Below are 24,496 nucleotides of genomic sequence, written 5' to 3'. Positions count from 1 at the left end.
TAGAATAGTTTAATTTATGGGTTTATATATGGAAATTTTGGTGATTACTATTGTTGGAAATTTAATGGGTTTAATATGTTGGTATTACATTCAACCATCACTACCAGAAAAAAGATTAATAATTAAATACATAACATTAGTTACTGTATATGTGGCTGGTATTATCTGTACTGTTGTTTGTTTCTTATATGGGTTATTATCTTTATTTATTGGTGATATATTTGGTATTAGTAATTACATATTGATATTCATTGGTATCAGTGGTTTTATTATCTCTTATAAGTATTATCTTCTTCTTAACAAGTGATTTATGAAAGGTTTTTATTATATAGTGTTTTCACATTGTGATTCTGGGATATTAAAAAGAAGAACCCCTGATTCTGGGTTAAAATCAAGGGTTTTAATAATGGTGGGTTAACTAAAAGATTTCTTTAATTAGTTAAAGTTAAATATTTCATCATCTAATAATTTAATAGGTTTCAAAGAATAAACAGCTGGAATGCCACAAGATATATTATAAGTATTATGTGTATCTAATGCACAAAACCAATCATTATAAGGTAGTTCAGTATTCCAGATGGTATAATCATTAAAACCTTTATATTTTATGGTTATCATATATGAAGGTTGTTTTGTATCAAAGGATTCAATTACTATATCTTCAATAATATTATTAACAGCCATTTTAAGAGTATTAAAATCACTTTTAGCATTAACGCTTGTTAATTCCTTATTATAAGTTTTTAATGCATTAGAATTGGTTAAATCAGCTTGTTCAATCTTTAGTTTATTTAATGTTTGTTCAAGTGATTTCAATTTACTTTTTGCATTGGTATATTGTTTAATAATAAATATATCATCTTGTAGTTCATCACCCAATAGTTTAGCATATTTATTTACCCTCGATTTTGTTTTAATAATATCATCTTCCAATTGTTTAATTTCTGAATTAACAGCATCCAATGCCACATTAGTTGATAGTATAGATTCCATCATTTTCAGAAGGTCTTTTGATTTAAAAAGGTGTTTAATAATAAAAGATTCCAGCATTGGAATACTAATTGATTTATTACCACAATTAGTTGCTGCACTTCTTTTGCTTGAACACATATAGAAATTATCCTTTTTTGATTCTCTATATCTACCATAATAATTTCTTCCACATTTATTACATCTTATTAATCCTTTCAGAAGGTATTTATATTTGGGTGTTGTTGTTCTTGTACCTTTTCTTGATTTAATTGCTTTTTGGACCTTATTAAAAAGAACACTATCAATAATTATTGGTGTTGGGTATTTTTCACCACCAAATTTTCTTTCACCAACATACCAAGTATTTTTTAAGATATCACTAACTGTTTTAGCTGACCATTTAATATTACCAGTTGATTTTTCAGTTACTTTTTTAGTGTATTTATTTCTTCTTTTAATAGTACCTTTTCTACTATTATATTTTGTTGGTATATTTTCTTTATTAAGGCTGGTGGAAATTGTTTTTGGACCTTTTCCAGATAGATATTCATTGAATATTCTTTTAATTATTTCAGCTTCTTCTTTATGAACATATGGCATCATATTTTCATCACTTCTGTAACCATATGGAATAACCCCCCAAACTTTACCTTCTTGTGCATTATCTTTTAATGCTCGCTTGGTTGCTTTAGATTGTTGTGCTGGTTTTAGTGCATCCACCCCAGCCATAATGGTTAGGTGAAACATTTCTATTGGGTCGGTTAAATCAACTTCACCTTTATCACCAAATATTAGGGTTATACCATTTTTAACAACTGCATCAGCAAACAACATAACGGTAATACCCAATCGGGCCAATCTATCTTGTTTACGCATCCAAACAGAAGTAACTTCACCAGATTCCATATCTTTTATCATCTGGTTTAGTTCTGGCCTTTCTTGGATTCTTAGAGTACCCGAAAACCCTTTCCCTTCATTATATATTTTATAATCTTTAATAGATTTATCTTCTACATATTGAAGTGCTTCCCTTGTTTGGTTTTTGATGGAATTTGATTCATCATCTTCTTTACTAAGTCGTGTATAAATACCTAACATAATCCTATAGTTCAATTGATTACATATCAAATATAACCAATAAAAATCACCCACACAAAAACATTCTACACATCACTGATTGTGTGATGCGGACTACGAAATGGTCGTTGCGCCATTAATCCAGAATCTTTTACTCGACCAACAACCGAATGTATTTTAGTCGTCTCTAAAGCTTCATGTAATGTCATTGGTGGAAGAATACTTGGTAATCGCTTAGCTAGCATTGTTTTCCCAGCGCCTGGAGGTCCTATTAAAATAATATTATGCCCTCCAGCAGCGGCTATTTCCATACATCGCTTAATACTTTCCTGCCCTTTAACATCGTTAAAATCATATTCAGGAAACTCCAAATTTTTATAAAACTCTTCTCTAGTATTAATTATAGTCTGATTAAGTTTCTCACCACAATCAAAAAAATCGATTACCTGCTTGATGTTATCTACGCCATAAACTTCTAAGTTATCAACTATTGCAGCTTCCTTAGCATTTTCTTTGGAAAGAATAAACCCTTTAAAACCTTCTTCTCTAGCCTTCACTGCAATGGGTAAAGCTCCTTTTATAGGCTGCAAACTACCATCTAACGAGAGTTCTCCCATAATAATATACTTTTCTAATTCGGGAGCTTTTATTTGACTTGATGCCGCTAAGATCCCAATAGCTAAGGTTAAATCATAAGCACTACCCTCTTTACGCAAATCGGCGGGAGCCATATTAATAGTTATCTTCTTACCGGGTATTTTATATCCATTATTCTGCAAAGCAGCCGCAATACGGTAATTGCTTTCTTTAATAGCATTATCTGGCAAACCTACCAAATGATAACCAATTCCTGAATCCACATTAACTTCAACTGTAATAGTTTTAGCCTCTACACCAAAGACTGCACTACCAAAAACTTTTTTAAGCATAGTTTACTTTTATTACAATAAATGTAAGAAAAGTAATTTAATTTGAAAACAACATAATTACCACTCATAAAAAATCCCGCAGAAGCGGGATTTTTATACTAACACTTTATAAATATTTTAATTTATAAACTTAGGTTTAATTAATAACTGCACCCATGCCCAGTTCTGTACATCAGCAGCTACACTTTCTGACACACCCTTTAATTCATACATCCCATCGCTAGCAAACATATGAGAATACCCTAAATTTAAACCAAAACCTTTGAAGGTTTTTGAATATACCAAATCAACTTCCGTCCCTAATGATTTCTCCCCTGAAGTCAATTCCTTTTCCGCACTAAAGTTTAAAACTTTTGCCATTAAATTAGATGTTTCATTTAGCTTAAAATTAGCACTCACATGAACATCTAATAAACCAACACTGTTTGCGTGATTCCCAACATAGAAATAATCCATAAAACCATTAAATTTATGATTTGTTCCGTATAAAGGGAAGAATGCTCCGGTTTCAGAAGTATCAGTTTTATCGTTTCCACTTATTAATTCAACACCTGCTCCCAATCCTACTTTGGACGACACTTTATAGCCTAAATCCAAACCAAGTAAATAAGCTCCTTTAACATCTTTATACGAAGTTCCATAAATAGCTTCACCCGTTTGTAAATATGCATTTGCCGCTAATGAGAAAGCCTTTTTGCCATATTTTAAATGCACCCCTATTGTTTGTAAATTAACTACATCAGTCAAGCTAGCATCGGCATCTTGGAAGCCGTTATTCATTAATAATAAACTTCCTGAAAAACTCTCCCAAGCATTACTTAAATGCGCCATTTGCATCGTTTTATAAGAGAAAAAACCTGATGTATTATACGCATTTCCTACAGATACAAATCCTGTTGGATCTGAATAATCTTGATTCCAGGCTAAAGCCAAATCAAAAGCGAATTTATTCTTCTTATATTTGATTAGACCAGCATCATGATTACGCCCTTGTTGAGCCCAATCTAAAGCACCAAGAATACGCTGATCATCATAGGACAATATTTGACGTCCTAGTTTGGTAGACCATCCTGAACCTAATTGAAATTCTGCCCAGGCTTGAAATACAGCAAAGGAATTATTCATATCATAAGGTAATATTTGTCTGTTTTCACCCCAAACCATAACATCCTGAAAACTAACATACAGCTTATATACATCGGTTGCATACCCAGCATTTAATCTTACCCTTGTAGAAACACCAAATCCTGGTTCTGCCGATTCTTGTATTAAACTTCCGAAACCGTGGCGGTACTCCGCTCTAGGTTTAAACTCACCATCTAATGTAAACTGTGCATGCACAAATTGCAAGCACCCTATAAGTAAACCTAGTATTACGTATTGTTTTTTCATTTTTTTAATTTTAATTTGGTTGATTAATTTTAATTAATTTTTATTATTAAACTGTTTTTAAAAGTATTAAGAGCATTTGTATATTGCCATGATAAAAGTCATTTCTATTTATTTTTCTATTGTATTAAATTAAAAATAATTTTTCTTTTAATCTAATTACACGTAAAATTAGTGCTCAAGAAAATCTATTAAATGCTTTCTGTATTTGTAATAATCATCATGTTCAAGCACCGTTTTCCGTGTTCTTGGTCTTTGAAAATCGATTTCTAAAATATCGCCAATTTTAGCTTTAGGACCACTGGTCATCATAACGACTCGATCTGCTAAAAATATAGCTTCATCGACGTCATGGGTAATCATTACGGCTGTAATTTTTTCTTTATTCCAAATTTCAATTAGAGTATCTTGAAGTTCCCCTCGAGTTAATGAATCGAGCATACCAAAAGGCTCATCAAGAAGCAATACTTTAGGCTTTATGGCAAAAGCTCGTGCAATACCTACTCGTTGTTGCATACCTTGTGACAAATCGCTCGCTTTTTTATGAAACGCATCTTCCAAGCCCACCTTTTGAAGGTAATATTTAGCAATATCATTACGTTGTGCTTTTGTTGCATGGGGAAAAACCTGATTTACCCCAAGCAGCACATTTTGAAGTGAGGTCATCCAAGGCATTAAACTTGGCGCCTGAAAAATAACACCTCTATCTGGTCCAGGACCTTTAATATGACTACCTAAAACCGAAATATTACCACCCGAAATTTTATTAAGTCCTGCAATCATAGAAAGCATTGTTGTTTTACCACAACCTGAATGACCTATTATGGTAACAAACTCCTCCTTCATTATTTGAAGATTTAAATCTTCCAACACAACGTAATCACCTTTTGGTGTTGGATACACTTTTTTTAAGTGCTTCAAATCCAACATAACATTCGATGGTGGAAATAAACCGTTATCTGATATATCTAGTAATGACCTATTTTTTAATACAGTATTCATAATTTTTCTTTTTAAAAGCGTCCAACAAATGCTTTAGGTTCTACATCTGGCAATACAATTGCCTCTTGTGCTTCAGACTTTCTTTCGTTTCCTATATCCATTAAATATTCTATAATAGCATTTCTAGTTTTCTTAAAATTAGGATTATCATTTAACTCGGTTTTATCTCTTGGACGTTCAATATCAATTTTAAATTCAGGACCTAAAGTCGCTTTCGGACCTGGTTTAAGAGGGATTATGCGGTCAGCCATATAAAGTCCCTCATCCACATCATTCGTAATTAATAAAGCGGTACGTTTATCTTTTCCCCAGATATTTAAAATTTCGTCTTGAAGATTTCCACGCGTTAAAGCATCTAAAGCTCCTAAAGGTTCATCCATAATAATCATTTCTGGTTTCATCGCTAAAGCCCTGGCTACCGCTACCCGTTGACGCATCCCACCTGATAATTCTTTAGGTCGTTTATTAATGGCATGAGAAAGATTTACCATTTCAACATATTCCTCTACAATGGCATTCAGTTCCTTTTTGCTCTTTTTAGGAAAGACTTCCTTTACCGCCATGAATACATTCTGTCCCACGGTTAACCATGGTAAAAGCGAATAATTTTGAAAAATCACACCACGTTCATGACTTGTTCCGAATACAGGTTTACCTTTAAAAAGCACTTCTCCTCTGGTTGGCTCTAACAACCCGTTAATTAAATTAACCAGAGTTGTTTTGCCACTACCTGTAAAACCTACAATGGCTACAAATTCTCCTTCTTCAATCGACAGATTAATATTAGACAACACTTCTGTTTCATAATCTCCTTGACCGTAATTTTTATGTATATTATTTAATTCTAGATATGACATATCCTTAATCTTTAATGTTGAAATTGTAAATATTACAGACCTTCATTTTTATTAAATGATACTGTATTCTGAATGGTAAGCATCAAACGATCTAATAAGAAACCTATAATTCCTATAACGAACATTGCCACAATAATTTTTGAATTTGAATCGTTTGCCCCATTTTGAAATTCTTCCCAAACAAACAGCCCTAAGCCTGGACTTTGCGCTAATAACTCAATAGCAATTAACACCATCCATGCTACCGATAAGGTTATTTTCAAACCCGTAAAAATTAACGGCAAAGAGGATGGCAATATAACCTTAAACACTTTTTGAAAAGGGCCTAATTTCAGTACTTTGGCAACATTGATATAATCTTTATCTACCGAAGACACCCCCATTGCTGTATTAACTAATGTGGCCCACATAGAACATAATCCAACACTTATAAAGGAAATAACAAATGAACTATCTTCTGTTGAATCGATTAATACCGTTTTTACAATCATAAAAACTAATAAATACCAAACTACAGGTGATACCGGCTTAAATATTTGAATAAACCAGTTGAAAGCACTTTTTAATGTCGGACTTAGTCCAATTAATATTCCAATGGGGATTGCAATGACTAATGCTAATAAAAAACCAGCAAAAACTGTCTTTAAGCTCATCACAATCTGATCGATAAAAGATGGACGTCCTGTATAAACAATTGGAGCTCTACCTTCACTAATACGCTTAGCGTTTAAAGCGGCTGTTTTTTCCTTAAAAGCCGCTTTATCTGCGCTAATAATGTTATGATCCCTTAATAAAGACTTATAAGACTCCCATACCTGTGCTGGTGCCGGTAAGGTATTTGGCTGGCAACTTAAATCGCCCGAAGCAATACATGCACGCATGACTTCAGCAGCTTCCGGACCTTGATCTTCAAGCGCTTTTTCAATTTTAAAATTAGCCTCTCTATCGTATAGAGTTTTTGCTCCTAAATGCCATAAGCCAATAAATAATAGTATGGAAGCAAGAGGTACGACTATCTTACGAAGAAATTTAATAAAGTCTTCCTTTTCTAGCTTCCCGGTGAATAAGGCCTTTAAAGTACTTAAAAAACCTAATCCCATAAATTTAGTTACTTTTCCTAGTGTTATACTTTGCTTCATGATTGATTATTTATTTAATTCTTTCAAGTTTTACTGTACTGCTTCTTCTTTGTTTCCAATTTTAAAGCTGTTGATATAAGATATCGGATCTTTTGCATCATAAGTATTTCCATCTATAAAGTCTGAAGTCGGAGCTTTATATCCATCGGTCACAGGAATATCTGATGCGGGAATATTACCTTCTTCAACTAATAATTTGGCTGCTTTTTTCCAGATATCTGGCCTATATATGTTTTTGATTGTTTCTGAATACCACTCGGCTGGCTTTGATTCCGGGATTTGTCCCCATCGTCTCATTTGCGTTAAGAACCATATACCATCTGAATAGAACGGATAGGTGGCATGGTATTTATAGAATACATTAAAGTCTGGCATATCACGTTTATCCCCTTTCTCAAATTCGAACGTTCCTGTCATCGAATTTGCCAAAACAGCTTCATCGGCACCCACATATTGAGACATCGATAATATTTTTACTGCTTCAGCTCTGTTTTCTGGTTCATCTAACCATTTTCCCGCTCTAATTAAAGCTTTAGTAACAGCAATTGCCGTATTTGGGTTTTCTTCAACAAATTTCTTTGTCATTACAAATACTTTTTCTGGATTATTTTTCCAGATATCGTAGTTAGTCGTAACTGGCACGCCTATCCCTTTAAAAACAGCTTGCTGGTTCCATGGCTCACCTACACAATACCCATAAATCGTACCCGCTTCAAGAGTTGCAGGCATTTGTGGCGGAGGGGTAACAGATAATAAAACTTCTGCATCAATTTGCCCCTGAACATTATCGGCGGTATACATACCTGGATGAATTCCGGCAGCCGCTAACCAATATCTAATTTCATAATTATGAGTCGATACTGGAAATACCATTCCCATTTTAAAAGCTTTACCCGAATTCCTATAGTCTGTAATTACAGGTTTTAAAGCATCTGCCTTTATAGGGTGAATAGGTTTTCCATCTTCTCCTATTGGCACATTTGGTTTCATCTTAGACCAAACATCATTAGAAACGGTAATACCATTTCCATTTAAATCCATAGAAAAAGGAGTCACTAATTCCGCCTGACGCCCAAATCCTGCACCTGCAGCAATAGGCTGACCAGCCAACATATGAGATCCGTCTAACTGACCATCTATAACTCTATCTAATACATTTTTCCAGTTTGATTGTGCTTCAACAGACACAAATAGTCCTTCATCCTCAAAAAAACCTTTTTCTTTAGCAATAGCCAAAGGCGCCATATCTGTTAATTTGATAAAACCAAAGGTTAACTGAGGTTTCTCTATATCCAAGTTTTTTGCTTTAGATACGTTTACAGCAATCTCTTCTGTAACTGCTTTCTTTTTAGAATCTTTTCCACCACAAGAAAACAACAGTAATGAAACTGACAATGCCCATGCTGATTTTTTTAATACTGATTTCATATTTAAGAATTTTTAGTTTAACTAAGTATTAGTACTTATTTATTCAACAAATATATACGTAGCTATTAAGTCCAACAATGGTATATCACATATAATCTTATACTTTTAAGCATTAAAAAACCTGCTAAAAAGCAGGAATCCCTAACAAACACAGTAATAACTATAGATTACAGATTAAGTAAAATAAAAAACCATACGACATATACGTATGGATATAACTAATAAAGTTAGTAAAGTACTAGAAACAGTTTGTTCTAACTATCGAGAAAGAAATTATGCTCACTAATTTCCTTTTTCAAGAGATTTATATCATTAACTCCTATTTTTTTTCCTTGAGCAATAATCAAGCCTTCCTTTTTTAACGCTGAAAACACACGTATAACTTGCTCCTCTGTTGTTCCAGCATAATTAGCATATTCTCTTCGACTTAAAGGTAAGTTTATAAACCCCCTCAAATCACCAAATTTTCTATGAATATATAATACGGTATCTATAACACGTTCTCGTACCGTCATCTGAGAAATAGACTTTACTTTGTTTTCACTTCTATTTAGCTCATTAGCATAGAACAACATCATATCATAAGTAAACATTGGGTTTTTCAACAGAACATCCTGAAGGCTACCCTTTGAAAAATAACACAACACAGAATCCTGCAGAGCAATGGCTCCAATAGAATAATATTCTTCGGTACCAAAACCACGATGCCCAATAATCTCACCCTCCTTTGCAAAACGCACTATTTGCTCCCTTCCGTTAATACCCGTTCTAAATACTTTGACCGTACCCTTTAAAATGAAAAACAACCCATTTACAGGAGCACCTTCAATAATAAACTGTTGTCCCTTCTTACAGCTCAGGGTATTTTTTTTATCGGCAAAACTGGAATCTTTGAATGAATATAAATTTTTTTTAATCAAGCAGTTATCGTTAAGACACGTATTGCACGAAACATCTTTCTGTAATTTATGCTTTGATCTTATATGTGAAGCTATCTGCATCATAAAAACTGGGTAATACTACAATATTACGTAATAATACTTAGTTTTTAAAATGTAACACTTATTTTTAAGGGTAATACAAAAAACACCAACTGAAATTAATCAATTGATGTTATAATATCTATTAAATGAGAAACTCTTAAATTATCAAACGAGTTACTTATCTTTTCTGTATCTCAATTGTCCAAGCTCAATACCTATGGCTGTTCTTGCCAAAATAGTAAAAATAAAGGCTCCCAAGGCCCAAATACCAATAGTTACGCCTATCTCTATACCTGTAGGTGTATATTCTGCTATCTTTCCATAAGGGCCAGGAATAAATCCAGGAACAATTAATCCAAAACCTTTTTCAACCCAGATAGCCACAAATAATATGAAACATGAAAAGTATAATATTTTAGGGTTGTTGCGGAGCTTATGAAAAGTTAACAACACTGTTGCCAATACATTTAAGGGAATAGCCGTCCAAATCCAGGGCAGTAAAGCATCTTTACCGTGTAATCCAAAAAACAGATAATAAGCACTCTCACTATGGTGTGTAGGTGCATAGAATTCCTTAAACAATTCTGAAATCAACATGATTAGATTTATCTGAGCAGCAACAGTAACAACCATAGCAATCTTCTTCAAAGTTTTATCCTGAATTTTAAACTCTGTAAAATTTCTAATAATTGCTAAAACAAGAATAATCAAGGCAGGTCCCGCTGCAAAGGCAGATGCTAAAAACCGAGGCCCCAACAAAGCATTATTCCAAAACGGACGTGCCTGAAGACCTTGATATAAGAAAGCTGTTACCAAATGAATTCCTACAGCCCAAAAAACAGATAAAATAGCCCCTGGAACATACACCTTGGACTTAGCTTCTTTACCTTGATAATGCCTGAACAATATATAAAACGGAATAGTTATATTTAAAAACAAATACCCATTTAACACAATAACATCCCAGGTAAGCATCGAATTGGGGAAATTAAACACGCCTATACCAGGTATCATATGCCAGAGAACTGAAGGACCTCCCATATCGGCAATAACAAAAGCCAAACACATAATTAAGGCCGCAACGGCTAACCCTTCCCCTATAAGAACCGCTTGCTTAAAATCGACATCATGCAAGACATAAGTTGGCATTACCAACATAACTGCAGCCGCAGCCACTCCCACTAAAAAAGTAAAATTAGAAATATACAACCCCCAACTTACACGATCAGTCATTCCCGTAACACTTAACCCTTCACTTAACTGTATTGAATAGCAATACATCCCAACAAGCATCATAAAAGTAAGGAACCCCATCCAGAGGTGATAATTTTTAGTGCCATGTGTTACTACATCAAAGCCATCTTTCACTAAACTTCTAAAGACCTTTAATTGTTTCATTTATTCTAATTTTAGTCTGCGGTAGGTTTACTTTTTCTATAATTAATCCATAAAATACCAAAACTTGGGTTCGGTACCTAAATCTTCTTTTAATCGAAATACTTTTTTATTCTCCAACACCCATCGTATGGTACTATTAGGATCTAATAAATTTCCAAATATGCGTGCTCCGGTAGGGCAAGCTTCTACACAAGCCGGATTTTTACCAGCTCTTGAGCGCTGTACACAAAAGGTACATTTTTCCATTACCCCTTTTTTACGCATTCTATTTCCTAAATAATGCTGATTATGATTTACCTCTTCTTCTGGCACTTCAGGTTTACTCCAATTAAATCGACGTCCATCATATGGACAGGCCGCCATACAGTAGCGACATCCGACACACCAGTCGTAATCAACAACCACTAGGCCATCATCTTCCCTCCAGGTAGCCTGCACAGGACACACCTCTACACAAGGTGGATTGTCACAATGAAAACATTGGGTTCCCAAATAAAAATGACCTTCTGCAGGGACTTCATGATAATAATTATCGTCGGCCTCATCAAATTTCAATCCTTCACCATCTTTCATTTCATGAATACGGATATACTGCATTTGAGAATTTCTATCCTGATTATTTTCCTTTACACAGGCACTTACACAATCCATATAACCCTGACATTTGGAAATATTAAAGGCGTAGCCAAACAATACATCTTCTTCTGCATTTTTAGATGACATACTCACTGTTTTCCCTGTACGCATTTGATAAGAACGCACCAATCTATCGACAGTCCCTTTTTTCTCATCATCGGTCATTAATTTATAGTTACCTTTAAACTGCTCCTCCCAGTCAATTTGTGCCTTTTCTTTACTCTCATCGCTGCTTAAAACATTACAAGAAGTGTTTACGGCACCCGCTCCTATTAGCAGACTAGCCGTTAATTTCCTAAATGCCGTACGTCGATCCATTTTAACATCAAAAACCTGATCGAAACCATCCTTTTCTCTTTCATCTCCAATAGAAGCATCCACGGCCGCATTATAAAACTCCTCTTCAGACATTTCAGAGTCATTTGAATGAGACCCACAACCACCTGATGTTTTACCGCAGCCACAAGAACCCGAATTATCATGTTGTTTTCTCCCTAGATTTAATGAAAACCATTTTTTGTTACTTCTACTCATACCTTAAATATTTTAAACTTCTAATGGTGCTTTATTCTCTTTCTTTAACCTTTTGTGTATTAAAACGTGCAGGCCATCGACTTTCAAAATGTGGTTGATGCGGATTATGACAATTCACGCACGTCATAGATGCTCTAGGTGGTGCCCAACCTCCAATACGCTTACCGTGTGCTCCACCTTTCCAATCTTCAAATTGCTTTGAATGGCACTGACTGCAAAGATTATAGCTATTATTAAAATCGATACTTTTTCCTGTTAAGCTATGCAACTCATCCATATTAGAAGGATTATGGCAGGTTACACAGTTCATGGTATTCTCATTAGCATGCACTATTTTTATATCCCAATGTGCCTTCTTAATATCGGCCTCTTGCATTTCTGCCAATGGTTTTGAATGACATTCTGTACAGGCAAATGATTTTATATGACTTTTTCTTTCAGGTATCAAGAACGTCTGACCTCCTTCTGAAATTTCAATTGTTTCAAGACCTTCCAGATAATTTTCTGATGATATCGATGTGCCTTCATAATGATTTCCTTCAACCTGAATTTTTTCCATAACGCCATGATATTTATCCCCTTCATGTTTACATGAAAAAAATACTATACAAAAAGCGATTAGACCCAAATATTTATTCATAAGGCTATTAATCATCATAATTACTTAATCTTTTAAATTCTCCAATATCTCTAACCTCTTTATTATTCGATACATGACATTGTCTGCAATTCACGCGTTCCGGATGGGTAACACGAATCTCTTTTGGAGCCGCAGGTCCAGCATGGCAAGCCAAACAATTTTCATGCATTTGAATTTGATGTGGAATAATTGGCGGACTACCATCTAAGGCATTATTAATACCTACCTCAGGGGCTTTTATTTTATGAAAATTAGTTTCTTCAAATAAAGATTCAGATACCTGAGCCACATGGCATTGGCGACAATTAACCATTTCTGGGTGTGGAGTTACAGGGGCATACGCATCAAATTTATCGACAAAACCTCCATTCTGATGACACTTTAAACAAATATCTTCTCCCATACCACGATCGCTAGCAACCGGATGTGGAATACTAGGGGGCGCACCATGAAATGCACGATTATCATAATAAGTCTCTAAAGAGCGTTGATGATTTTCATCAACGGGCATATTTGCATAGTCTAAAGCAAATTTTGAACGCTCAAATACACCTATTTCAGACGGAATTAAGGTCATTGGCTGTTCATTATCAACAGGAATATATGCTTCTTCCCGTCCTTCCAGGTAGCTAACATTCCATACAGTTACAAATGCCAGAAACAATATTAGAAACAAAGATATTATACCTATTCGCTTCATACTTTCTCAATTTTAACCGCACATTTTTTATAATCAGGTTGTTTTGATATCGGACAGAAAGCATCTAAAGTCACATCATTTATTAACATATTCTCATCAAAGAATGGTACAAATACTTGATTACGCTCTGGCACACCACGTTCATTAACTGATGCTGGTAAAATAATTTCACCGCGTCGAGTTGTTAATTTAACCTGGTCTCCTGTTCTTATCTGCATCTCTTTAGCCTGCTCTGGGTTAAGTTCCACATAAGCGTGTGGCATTGCTTTGTGTAATACTGGTATTCTTCGAGTCATGGACCCCGTATGCCAATGTTCCACCACTCGCCCCGTACACAACCAGAATGGGTAATCATCATCAGGAGTTTCTGGTGCGGGTTCGTATGGACGTTGCCAAATTACAGCCTTTCCATCTTTATTTCCATAAAAATGAAATTGCTCGCCGTTACTACATGCCGGGTCATACTCGGCATTAAAACGCCATTTCGTAGACTTTCCATTAACATAAGGCCATTGTGCTCCTGGCTCAGCCTTTAAAACCTCTAAAGGCGCCATAGCATGTTTATTACCTTCATGATGCCTTCTATACTCATTGTAAATTTCTTCTATATGAGTTGCCTCGTTATAGTAGAACTGCTTTTCATATCCCAGTCGCTTAGCTACTTCAACAATTTGCCAGGTATCACTCATAGCTTCGCCTGAAGGCTGTATCATTTGTTCAAAATATTGCGTTCTTCGCTCTGAATTTCCATACATACCTTCGCGCTCTATCCACATGGCCGAGGGTAAAATTACATCTGCAATATCGGTTGTTGGTGTAGGATAAATATCTGAAACTACAATAAATCGACCCTCTTTCTCACATGCATCGCGATAACGCTTTAATTTGGGCATAGTAACCATCGGATTGGTAACCTGTATCCACATAAATCTTATATCTCCCCTATCTAATGCTCTAAACATTTCCACGGTATGATAGGAAGGCTTGGCAGGAATATTCTCTGCAGGAACATCCCAAATCTTCGCAGCAAACTCTCTATGCTCTTTATTTGTTACCACACCATGCGGTAACTTATGAGTTAAGGTTCCCACTTCACGAACCGTTCCGCAGGCACTTGGCTGACCCGTTAAAGAAAACGGACTGTTCCCCGGTTCTGAAATTTTACCCGTAAGTAAATGTATATTATAAACTAAATTGTTTATCCATGTTCCTCTTGTGTGTTGATTCATTCCCATACACCATAAAGACATGACTTTCTTGTTAGGATCACCATAATAAGAGGCCATATATTTGATGTCTTTAGCAGAAACCCCAGAAACCTTTTCTACTTTTTCAGGAGTATAATCTTGTAAAAAGGTTTTAAAATCTTCAAAAGTGATTCCTTCTGGCTTATCATTAAAGTTGTACTTATCTTCTAAACCATAGCCCATATTAGTAAGCCCCTTTTTGAAATTACAATGCTTTTCAACAAAGGCCTTGTTCACCCAACCATTATTTATAATTTCATAACAAATAGCATTTGCAACCGCTAAATCAGTCTGTGGCTGAAAAATAATCGATTTATCTGCAGCCATACTAGTACGTGTTGTACGTGTTGCAAAATCAATAATTTTAACACCTCGTTTTAAACGCTGATCTAATAATCGGGAAAATAATACAGGATGCATTTCTGCCATATTATTACCCCATAGCACAAAAACATCGGCATGATCAATATCTTCATAACACCCCATAGGCTCATCGATACCAAATGAAGTCATAAACCCTGTAACAGCACTTGCCATACACAAACGCGCATTAGCCTCAACATTATTTGTTCCTATACAACCTTTAAAGAGTTTCGAAGCAACATATCCATCAGGAATAGTCCACTGTCCCGAACCATAAATAGACACCGCATCCTTACCATAATCGCTTATGGTCTCTTTCATTTTAGAAGCAATTAAATCGAGTGCTTCTTTCATAGAAGTTTCTACAAACTTGCCATTTTTCTTCACCAAAGGCTTAGTCAATCGATCTTTACCGTAAATAGACATAACGGAGTGGTATCCTTTCACACAACACAAGCCCTTATTTACCGGAGATTTAGGATCTCCTTTTACAGCTACCGCTTTTCCATTATCAATACCAACTAAAACACCACATCCAACGCCACAAAATCTACAGGGAGCCTTTTTCCAATCTAAATTTCCACCTTTTGGTAGATTCTTCTCTTGTTCTTCAGCAAATAATATCCCTGGAAACATGGTGGCTGCAGCCGTCATAGCCGACATAATTGCCATTTTTTTTAAAAATTCACGTCTATTGGTTAACGAGGTATACATACTTAATTACTTTATAGGTGTATCGAATCCTGAAACCATGGCTAGTAATTTTAAACTTTCAATGGCTTCAATTTTTTCTTTTAATATATTATCTTCGGTATTGTTCGTTGTTTCAGTAATCACTATCAACAAATCATTATTTTCAGCAGGAATAACTTCACAACTACTTATTGATGTTAGTGCTTGAACAAGTTCACTTTTTTTTCCTTCGTGTGGATGTGCTAGATAACTCTTTATTGGCATAATAAACTAATACTGTCGTTGTTAAATTTAGGGCAATTTTATCTTAATTAAAAATTAATTTACATGATAAATGTCAGTTTAACATAAAAAATCTTTTCGCTATATTTGCTTAGATATAACGATTTATATGTATGGTTTCTATTAATAAAGCGATTTCTATAGTTAAAAATACAGGGCAAAAAATTTCTAAAAAAACAATTAAATCTGTTGAAAAAGCTGGTGGATATATTTTATATGAAGATATTACTTCTCCCATAAATATGCCGCCTTTCCGGCAATCGGCCATGGATGGTTACGCTTTGAATATTCATGATAAATTGTCGTATAAATTAATTGGTGAAGTAAAAGCTGGTGATGCCCACCAACCAATTTTACAAAAAGGAGAAGCTATTCGAATTTTCACAGGTGCTGCCGTTCCCGATACTGCCAATGCTGTAATGATGCAGGAAAAAGTGATTCTTACGAACACCGGAATTAAAATTGAGCATCCCATTAACGAAGAACTAAATATCCGGCCACAAGGAGAACAAGTAAAAAATGGTTCTGTTGCCCTTAAAAAAGGCACAAAATTAACACCGGCCGCCATTGGCTATCTTCTCTCTTTAGGTATTACTGATGTTCCCGTTTTTAAAAAACCTAACATAGCTATTGTAACTACTGGTAATGAACTTATAGAACCCGGACAGAAATTAAGCTACGGGAAAATTTATGAAAGTAATTCTAAAATGCTTTTAAGTGCCTTATATAATCTCAAATTTTACGACGTCACAATTCACAAGGTAGAAGATGATTATCAAAAAACCGTAAACAAACTTAAATCGGTAATAAATACTAACGATTTAGTACTTATAACCGGAGGCATTTCAGTTGGTGACTACGACTTTGTTGGCAAAGCACTTTCTGAACTACAGGTTGAAGAACTATTTTATAAAGTGAAACAAAAACCAGGAAAACCGCTCTTCTTCGGAAAAAAAGAAAAAAGTTTAATTTTTGCACTTCCCGGTAACCCCGCTGCTGCCTTATCTTGTTTTTATGTATATGTATATATCGCACTTCAAAACATGATGAATCGCAACAATACAGAATTACCTAGAACTGAAGCCATATCAGATTCAACATTTATAAAACACGGTGATCGTCCGCAGTTTTTAAAAGCCATTTATAAGGAAGGACATGTTATAATTTTAGAAGGTCAAAATTCGTCTATGCTGCAAACATTTGCTATTTCAAATGCCTTAGTATATGTTCCTGCTGAAATAAACACGATTCAAAAAGGAGATCTTTTGCAAACAATTTTATTACCAGAATAAATAATATGAAGTATAAAATTAAAAGTAGAATTTGGATAGAAGCGGACAATAATGTACTCCTTGGGGAAGGCCGCGTACATTTATTGAAAGCCATTCAAGAAACGGGGTCACTTTCAAAAGCAGCTAGATCTTTAAATTTATCATATAAAAAAGCCTGGAACTTATTAGACTCCGTAAACAAATCAGCTAAAAAACCAGTAACAGTAAATAGTATTGGAGGTAAAGGCGGTGGTGGTGCTCAATTAACAGATTATGGCCTATCCCTTATTAGAGCGTTTGATGAAATTAATAAAAACTGCTGGGACTTTTTAGATAAACAACTTGAAAAAATAGAACATATATAAATGCTGAAAAACGAACATATATACTTGTTTCTGGCTATTTTACCTATCGTATCCTTTTTATATGCCAGTGTAGGTCATGGTGGTGCCAGTGGTTATTTGGCTTTAATGGCTTTATTCTCATTTGCTCCAGAAACTATGAAACCAACAGCTTTATTGCTTAATTTATTTGTAGCTGGTATGTCATTCTATTACTATTATAAAGGCGGGTATTTTAATAAAAAATTATTTTTATCATTTGCCATAGCGTCAATTCCACTAGCCTTTTTAGGAGGCACCATAGAAGTAGACGCCTCGATTTACAAAAAAATATTAGCGGTATTACTCATTTTCGCTATTCTAAAAATGCTTAATGTCTTTGGAAAAGAAAATCAAAAAATAACCCAAGTTAAACTTTGGCAAGGTCTAATAGTAGGTGGCATCATAGGCTTCTTTTCAGGACTTATTGGTATTGGAGGTGGCATCATATTAACTCCTGTAATTTTATTATTACACTGGGGTAAAATGAAAGAAGCAGCTGCCGTATCAGCTCTGTTTATTTGGGTAAATTCGGCAGCCGGTTTATTTGGCCAACTTAGCAGTGGAGTCACCCTAGAAACTGCATCTTTCTTATTAGTTGCCATAGCACTTATAGGTGGTATTGCAGGAGGATATTATGGTAGTAAAAAGATTAACAACAAGCACTTGCGCTATATTCTTGCTATGGTACTAATGATTGCCTGTGCTAAATTATTTTTCACCTAAATGATAAACAAAACAAACATAACAGGTATTATATTGGCGGGAGGTAAAAGTTCCAGAATGGGTCAAGATAAAGGGCTTTTAAAATTTAAAGAACAATCCTTTATTCAATACAGCATCGATGCGCTTACTCCATTAGTTTCTGATATAATTATTGTCTCAGACCATGCAGAACACCAACTATTCGGTTTCAAAACCATTGAAGACGATGAAAAAGATGCAGGGCCTGTTTCAGGAATCTGTTCCGGATTAGAGGCATCTAAATCAACATATAATATCATTTTAAGCTGTGATATTCCATTCATAAAATCGAGATTATTAGAAAAGCTATTAAAACATACAGACGACGCTTACGATATTATCCAAGCGGAAAGTAAAGGTAAAACCATGCCTCTTATTGCGATATACAAAAAGCAATGCCTTCGTACATTTAAGGATTTACTAAACCAAGGTGAACGTCGCCTACGAGTTGCTGTTAATCATTGTGTTGTAAAGAATGTACCAACCAATTTTGATGAAGACAAAATGACTATGAATATAAACACGAAAGAAGAACTAAAATTAATAAGTGATGCGGATAACAGTTAAATATTTTGGTCAGATTTCTGAAATTACCCAAAAAGAAGAAGAGGTATTAGAAATTTATGAAACTTCGATCGCCCAGCTTTTAGATCGAATCTATTCAAAATATGAAAAATTAAAAAATAAAGAATTCAAAATAGCGCAAAATCGGGAATTAGTAGATATGAATACTGAGATTAACGGTTCTGAAATTGCTCTTTTACCACCATTTGCAGGAGGTTAATTATTATGGAAAGATACAACAGACATATTATATTACCAGAAATCGGACAAACAGGACAGGACAAAATATCGAATTCCAAAGTTTTAGTTATTGGAGCCGGTGGTTTGGGTTGCCCTATTTTACAATACCTTGCTGCCGCCGGGGTTGGATTTTTAGGAATCATTGATTTTGACACCGTTGATTTGACTAATTTGCAGCGACAAGTACTTTACGGAAATTCTTCACTTGGAAAAAATAAGGCCTTAGCTGCTAAATCAAGATTATCAGACTTAAACAGCGATATTAATATTATTGCTTATCCAGAACCACTCACCTATCAAAATGCCCTTGATTTGTTTAAGCAATATGACATTGTAGTAGATGGTTCCGATAATTTTGCTACACGCTATTTAGTAAACGATGCCGCCGTAATTACAAATAAGCCTTTAGTTTTTGGAGCTATTTATAAATTTGAAGGTCAGATATCCGTTTTCAATTATAAGCACGGACCAACCTATAGGTGCCTTTTCCCAAATCCGCCTGAAGCTCACAGTGTTCCAAATTGTTCCGACATTGGTGTACTTGGAGTTTTACCAGGAATTGTTGGTAGTATGCAAGCTAATGAAGTTCTAAAAATTATTTTAGGAATTGGTGATGTTTTATCAGGCAAATTATTATGTTATAATGCACTAAACGCTCAAATAACGAGCCTAAAGTTCAAGAAACACGAAAAGGGTGTTGCCCAAATCTTAAACACCTCTAATTCATTTAGAAAAAAACAACTGGATTTAGACTGCGATGTCACCTCCAATCGCATTTCATTTAAAGATGTAATATTCGACCATAACATTCAACTTATTGATGTTCGAGAAGAAGATGAACAACCGAAAATGTTAGATTATCCTATAACGAACATACCCTTAAGTAGATTAGAATCTCACCTAAGCAAACTAGAACCAAATAAAAAACATATTCTTTTCTGTCAATCGGGTGTTCGAAGCCAAATGGCCGTAAATCGATTAAAAGAATTACAAATTAACTCATGTTTCAGTTTAGAGGAAGGCGCCTCAGAACTGAATCAATATTTAAAAGAAAATCTTAAAATAATAGAAAATGAACGATAAAAAACCTAAAAACGTTTTCAAATCAGGGCCTATTTCTTTTGAATTCATAGGTGATTCCATATATAAACATCAAACTAAAACAAGCATTGGTGCCCACAATATTTTTCTCGGACAAGTAAGAGCCGATAACATTGATGGTAAAACAGTTTCTGCTATAGAATATACGGCTTATGAAGATATGGCTAATCAAAAATTTCATGAGATAAGAGAATCGGCATTTGAAAAATTTAATTTAACATGCATGCATATTTACCATAGTTTAGGCACTGTAAAAGCTGGAGAAATTTGCTTGTTTGTTTTTGTGTCATCCCCAAGAAGAAAGGTAGTATTTGAAGCATTGGAATACATAGTAGAAGCCATTAAGGCAAATGTTCCCGTTTTCGGAAAAGAAATATTTGAAGATAATTCACATCAGTGGAAAGTAAACAGTTAAATCATGGTAGATATTACACATAAAAGTACCACCCTAAGAACCGCAGTTGCTCAGGCTATAGTAAGAGTAAGCAAACCTGAGACCGTAACAGCTATTAAAAACGATACTGTTCCGAAAGGTCATGTCTTTGCTATGAGTAAAGCCGCAGGGTTACTGGGCGTAAAACGTACGCCTGATATTTTACCCGATTGCCACCCCTTACCTATTGAGTTTACTGGGGTTGAATATGAAGTTAACGGATTAGAAATTAAGGTACTATTTACCGTAAAGACCATCTACAAAACGGGCGTAGAAGTTGAAGCAATGCACGGTGCTAGCGTGGTTGCTCTCAATATGTACGACATGCTAAAACCTATTGACAAGGGCATTGAAATTCAATCCATTAAATTACTGAATAAAAAAGGTGGAAAATCAGATTTCAGCGATAAATTCAGAAAAGATTTAACGGCTGCCGTTGTAGTCTGTAGTGATACTATATCGGCAGGAACCAAAGAAGATAAAGCGGGTAAAGCCATCATAGCGAAATTAAAATCGTGTGATATTCAAATTTCAGAATACGTAATTATCCCAGATGAAAAAGAAATCATTCAGCAAAAAGCTCAGAATTTTCAAGAGCAAGGAGTCGATATGGTTATATACACCGGAGGCACAGGACTTTCCTCAAGAGATGTAACACCAGAAGCTTTAACCCCAATATTAGACAGAAGAATTCCAGGAATCGAAGAAGCAATTAGAAGCTACGGTCAAGAGCGCACGCCGTTTTCGATGTTATCTCGCAGTGTTGCGGGTACCATAGAAAACACTCTAATTTTAGCCTTACCAGGTTCAACCAATGGTGCTAAAGAATCTATGGATGCAATTTTTCCGGCCGTCCTTCATAGCTTCAGAATTTTAAAAGGAGCCAGACACGACTAATGAAAAACGAAACAAACATATTACAAGATACTCATGGTAGAAAGCATAGCTATTTACGGATTTCGTTAATAGAACGTTGCAACCTGCGATGTACTTATTGTATGCCGGAAGAAGGCGTTACACTTTCTCCTAAAAGTCATTTAATGACTTATGAAGAAATTTATGATATTGCCAAAACCTTTGTAAAGCATGGCGTAACAAAAATAAGGCTTACAGGAGGCGAACCTTTGGTTAGAAAAGATTTTCCTGTAATCTTAGAAAAATTAGCGTCATTGCCTGTCGAACTGTCCATTACTTCTAACGCTGTAATTATCGATAAATTTACAGAGGTCTTAAAAGCCAATGGCGTTAAAAGTTTGAATATTAGTTTAGATTCTCTTAATCCTGATAAATTTCATAAAATCACACGCCGCAATGAGTTTAATAAAGTTTATAACAATATTTTACTCTTAGTTAAAGAAGGATTTAAGGTCAAGATTAATGCTGTTCTAATGAAAGACTTTAATGAAAATGAAATTATCGACTTCATTAATTTCACTAAGGATCTACCTGTTTCTATTCGATTTATAGAATTCATGCCTTTTGACGGAAATCGATGGGATATGAGTAAGATGGTTTCATATGCCGAAATCATGGATATAGTAAATACGCATTTCCCAACTAATCAAGTAATTCGGCTAAAAGACGCTCCAAATGACACCTCTAAAAATTATAAAATTAAAGGGTTTAAAGGATCTTTTGCTGTTATTAGCTCTGTTACCAATCCGTTTTGTGACTCCTGCAACCGACTACGCCTAACCGCTAACGGACAATTAAAAAATTGTTTGTTTTCATCAAGTGAATCAGATTTACTTACAACTCTACGTGCAGGCAAAAACATCGAACCTACTATTCATAAAGCAGTACAAGGTAAATTTAAAATTAGAGGCGGCATGAATACCTTAGAAGAATTTAAGAAGCCCAAACTTCACAATAATAACAGAAGCATGATTACTATCGGCGGTTAAACTATAATACAACTGCCAATTCGAGCTTAATGACTTTAAATTAAATTATGGAATATAATCCCCTTTAGCTTCTTAAGTCTTATTTAACCACTACAAACGCTCAAATTGACATATTGTATTATTAACTAATAATTAAAACTATATTATTTTACTAAAACCTTCTTTTCAAAACTACTTTTTGGAGCTTCACATAGCGAACACTCATAACTTTCCGGAAGCTCCTCAAAAGATGTCCCTGGTGTAATATTTTGCGTGACATCACCATAAATTTCACTGTAAATGGTCATACATTCGCTACATTGAAATACTTCTTCTTCTGAAATTTCTTTTACACTTTCCTCTGAATCAACTTCTTCTCGCTCATTTCCTAACTGTTCAAAATACAACTGACTCAACTCCATTAAAAGTCCCGGTAATTCCACTTTATCAACATCTTGAACGTGCATGATATACTCACGCGTATTTGGATCGAAGTTTTTTGCATACAAGAGATTGTAAGTATCTCTAATTATGAAATCACCCAAAGACTCTGGTTGCTTATTTTTTTCAATGACTATTGAAGTAAAATAATAGGAATTGCTACCATAATTAGAAATACCAAAGGTAAGTCCGTAAGTACTTATATCATTCTGATCAAAATTAGAAACCAAATATTTTTTTAAACTTAGCGCTTCCTTATCGTTTACTGGTAAATGCCAGTTTAACTCCAACATGGAATGGCGTACATTTATACCAAACTTTCCTAGAAATTTTTCCCACTGCAATTTGGTTTTTAATGGAATTCCCTTTACGATAAACGATTTCCAAGGCGTAATAGATATTTTACCAATTTTACTTTCGGAACACAACTCGCACATAGCTTTTAAAAATTTCAAATCATAACGATTATTCCTCCAATAAAGCCCTAACCAATAACGATCGGTCCCTATTCTATTCATACCCTCATAATATGGAAACGGATAAAAAGGTACCTCCAATGGTTTATCTACAGTTCGATTATTAGTATCTACAGCATCACTCACCAGATCGAAAATAGTTTCGATGGTTTCAGGCTCTTCCAGCAATATATTTTCAATAGCCAACTCAACCTTATCCATATCCCAACTGTATATAAGCGCCGGATACATCACGGTTTTTTTCCATTCAGGTAGTCTGATGTACAAATACCAGTAGTCTTCATGTTCAGATGCAATAAAATTAATATTCCCTGTAAACAAAGGCACTAATCGTTGTTTAGGATCTGTGATATTTACACGTAATTTTAAATTGTGTTTAAACTGCTCTAATATATACAAATAACGATCACTCGTAAGCCATGAGGTACTTGGTAAAATATCGGAAGACACATAAGATGATACGATATTTTCAATACCATCATGTTTTGGTTTTATAAATTGAATCTTATTAAAATCGACGAACTTCGATTCATCAATTTTTTCAGGAAAAATAATATCCTGACGAGATCCGAAAGAAATAGCATCTAAACCTAAGCCCTCTGCGGCTTCACAAATATATTTTAATTCACCCGGCGACAATACACCTCCGTTAATTCGTAATCTATATGGCTCTTCCATGCGATATTATTGTTAT

At 34.7% G+C, this 24,496-nt stretch carries 23 protein-coding genes and 1 pseudogene; 9 read left to right on the top strand and 15 right to left on the bottom strand.

From position 1 onward, the window contains the following. Window positions 1–435: 435 nt before the first annotated feature. The 14 genes and pseudogenes from H611_RS0105180 to H611_RS0105115 all read right to left on the bottom strand — a co-directional run bounded on the left by H611_RS0105180 (window position 436) and on the right by H611_RS0105115 (window position 16,251). Complete coding sequence (locus tag H611_RS0105180; RefSeq protein ID WP_027137358.1) at window positions 436–2,070, bottom strand: recombinase family protein; 1,635 nt, start codon at window positions 2,068–2,070, stop codon at window positions 436–438. 68 nt (window positions 2,071–2,138) lie between these two features. After that, a pseudogene (locus H611_RS13975) lies at window positions 2,139–2,978 on the bottom strand (YifB family Mg chelatase-like AAA ATPase); the annotation flags it as partial. A 117-nt stretch (window positions 2,979–3,095) separates the two neighbouring features. After that, window positions 3,096–4,370, bottom strand: coding sequence for an alginate export family protein (locus H611_RS0105170; protein ID WP_027137357.1), 1,275 nt, complete (start codon window positions 4,368–4,370; stop codon window positions 3,096–3,098). A gap of 168 nt (window positions 4,371–4,538) precedes the next feature. Continuing rightward, the gene (locus tag H611_RS0105165; RefSeq protein WP_027137356.1) at window positions 4,539–5,369 is read right to left on the bottom strand and encodes an ABC transporter ATP-binding protein; all 831 of its coding nucleotides are present in this window, start codon (window positions 5,367–5,369) and stop codon (window positions 4,539–4,541) included. Between the two features lie 11 nt (window positions 5,370–5,380). Continuing rightward, window positions 5,381–6,226 (bottom strand): ABC transporter ATP-binding protein, encoded by an 846-nt coding sequence (locus tag H611_RS0105160; RefSeq protein WP_027137355.1) that lies wholly within the window; start codon window positions 6,224–6,226, stop codon window positions 5,381–5,383. Between the two features lie 32 nt (window positions 6,227–6,258). Next, window positions 6,259–7,365 (bottom strand): ABC transporter permease, encoded by a 1,107-nt coding sequence (locus tag H611_RS0105155; RefSeq protein ID WP_027137354.1) that lies wholly within the window; start codon window positions 7,363–7,365, stop codon window positions 6,259–6,261. Between the two features lie 30 nt (window positions 7,366–7,395). Then, entirely contained in the window at window positions 7,396–8,793 is a 1,398-nt protein-coding gene (locus tag H611_RS0105150; RefSeq protein WP_027137353.1) for a CmpA/NrtA family ABC transporter substrate-binding protein, read from the bottom strand. 254 nt (window positions 8,794–9,047) lie between these two features. Continuing rightward, window positions 9,048–9,713: a Crp/Fnr family transcriptional regulator gene (locus tag H611_RS0105145; protein WP_245574770.1), complete on the bottom strand. Its 666-nt coding sequence runs from the start codon at window positions 9,711–9,713 to the stop codon at window positions 9,048–9,050. Window positions 9,714–9,950: 237 nt separating this feature from the next. Beyond that, a complete protein-coding gene (dsrP, locus tag H611_RS0105140; RefSeq protein ID WP_027137351.1) occupies window positions 9,951–11,174 on the bottom strand; it encodes a sulfate reduction electron transfer complex DsrMKJOP subunit DsrP in 1,224 nt (407 codons plus the stop codon). A gap of 42 nt (window positions 11,175–11,216) precedes the next feature. Beyond that, on the bottom strand, window positions 11,217–12,344 hold the full coding sequence (locus tag H611_RS0105135; RefSeq protein WP_027137350.1) for a 4Fe-4S dicluster domain-containing protein: 1,128 nt from the start codon (window positions 12,342–12,344) through the stop codon (window positions 11,217–11,219). 31 nt (window positions 12,345–12,375) lie between these two features. After that, window positions 12,376–12,903, bottom strand: coding sequence for a cytochrome c3 family protein (locus H611_RS0105130; protein WP_245574769.1), 528 nt, complete (start codon window positions 12,901–12,903; stop codon window positions 12,376–12,378). A gap of 88 nt (window positions 12,904–12,991) precedes the next feature. Continuing rightward, a complete protein-coding gene (locus tag H611_RS0105125; RefSeq protein WP_027137348.1) occupies window positions 12,992–13,684 on the bottom strand; it encodes a multiheme c-type cytochrome in 693 nt (230 codons plus the stop codon). Continuing rightward, on the bottom strand, window positions 13,681–16,008 hold the full coding sequence (locus H611_RS0105120) for a molybdopterin-dependent oxidoreductase (protein ID WP_027137347.1): 2,328 nt from the start codon (window positions 16,006–16,008) through the stop codon (window positions 13,681–13,683). The genes H611_RS0105125 and H611_RS0105120 overlap by 4 nt, the downstream gene beginning before the upstream one ends. Window positions 16,009–16,014: 6 nt before the next feature. After that, window positions 16,015–16,251 carry a hypothetical protein gene (locus H611_RS0105115; protein WP_027137346.1) on the bottom strand — a complete coding sequence of 79 codons (237 nt, stop codon included), beginning with the start codon at window positions 16,249–16,251 and terminating at the stop codon, window positions 16,015–16,017. Window positions 16,252–16,382: 131 nt separating this feature from the next. Between H611_RS0105115 and H611_RS0105110 the strand changes: the two genes are divergently transcribed. Genes H611_RS0105110 through moaA form a run of 9 tightly spaced genes read left to right on the top strand, consistent with a single transcriptional unit; the run spans window position 16,383 to window position 22,906 of the window. Further along, window positions 16,383–17,561 (top strand): molybdopterin molybdotransferase MoeA, encoded by a 1,179-nt coding sequence (locus H611_RS0105110; protein WP_027137345.1) that lies wholly within the window; start codon window positions 16,383–16,385, stop codon window positions 17,559–17,561. 5 nt (window positions 17,562–17,566) lie between these two features. Continuing rightward, window positions 17,567–17,905, top strand: coding sequence for a winged helix-turn-helix domain-containing protein (locus H611_RS0105105; RefSeq protein ID WP_027137344.1), 339 nt, complete (start codon window positions 17,567–17,569; stop codon window positions 17,903–17,905). Further along, the gene (locus H611_RS0105100; RefSeq protein WP_027137343.1) at window positions 17,906–18,646 is read left to right on the top strand and encodes a sulfite exporter TauE/SafE family protein; all 741 of its coding nucleotides are present in this window, start codon (window positions 17,906–17,908) and stop codon (window positions 18,644–18,646) included. Further along, window positions 18,647–19,231 carry a molybdenum cofactor guanylyltransferase gene (gene mobA / locus H611_RS13970; protein WP_051238729.1) on the top strand — a complete coding sequence of 195 codons (585 nt, stop codon included), beginning with the start codon at window positions 18,647–18,649 and terminating at the stop codon, window positions 19,229–19,231. Further along, window positions 19,215–19,448 (top strand): MoaD/ThiS family protein, encoded by a 234-nt coding sequence (locus H611_RS0105090; protein ID WP_027137342.1) that lies wholly within the window; start codon window positions 19,215–19,217, stop codon window positions 19,446–19,448. The genes mobA and H611_RS0105090 overlap by 17 nt, the downstream gene beginning before the upstream one ends. Window positions 19,449–19,453: 5 nt before the next feature. After that, window positions 19,454–20,551 (top strand): HesA/MoeB/ThiF family protein, encoded by a 1,098-nt coding sequence (moeB, locus tag H611_RS0105085; protein ID WP_027137341.1) that lies wholly within the window; start codon window positions 19,454–19,456, stop codon window positions 20,549–20,551. Beyond that, window positions 20,541–20,984: a molybdenum cofactor biosynthesis protein MoaE gene (locus H611_RS0105080; RefSeq protein ID WP_027137340.1), complete on the top strand. Its 444-nt coding sequence runs from the start codon at window positions 20,541–20,543 to the stop codon at window positions 20,982–20,984. The genes moeB and H611_RS0105080 overlap by 11 nt, the downstream gene beginning before the upstream one ends. 3 nt (window positions 20,985–20,987) lie before the next feature. Continuing rightward, a complete protein-coding gene (gene moaCB / locus H611_RS0105075; RefSeq protein ID WP_027137339.1) occupies window positions 20,988–21,899 on the top strand; it encodes a bifunctional molybdenum cofactor biosynthesis protein MoaC/MoaB in 912 nt (303 codons plus the stop codon). Beyond that, window positions 21,899–22,906 (top strand): GTP 3',8-cyclase MoaA, encoded by a 1,008-nt coding sequence (gene moaA / locus H611_RS0105070; protein ID WP_027137338.1) that lies wholly within the window; start codon window positions 21,899–21,901, stop codon window positions 22,904–22,906. Before moaCB ends, moaA begins: the two co-directional genes overlap by 1 nt. Before the next feature lie 143 nt (window positions 22,907–23,049). Here moaA and H611_RS0105065 read toward each other — a convergent pair whose 3' ends face one another. Then, entirely contained in the window at window positions 23,050–24,480 is a 1,431-nt protein-coding gene (locus tag H611_RS0105065) for a rubredoxin domain-containing protein (protein WP_027137337.1), read from the bottom strand. Window positions 24,481–24,496: the final 16 nt, after the last annotated feature.

It is taken from the genome of Gaetbulibacter saemankumensis DSM 17032 (assembly GCF_000425645.1).
Taxonomy (GTDB): domain Bacteria; phylum Bacteroidota; class Bacteroidia; order Flavobacteriales; family Flavobacteriaceae; genus Gaetbulibacter; species Gaetbulibacter saemankumensis.
This window is presented reverse-complemented; position numbering and strand designations above follow the sequence as displayed.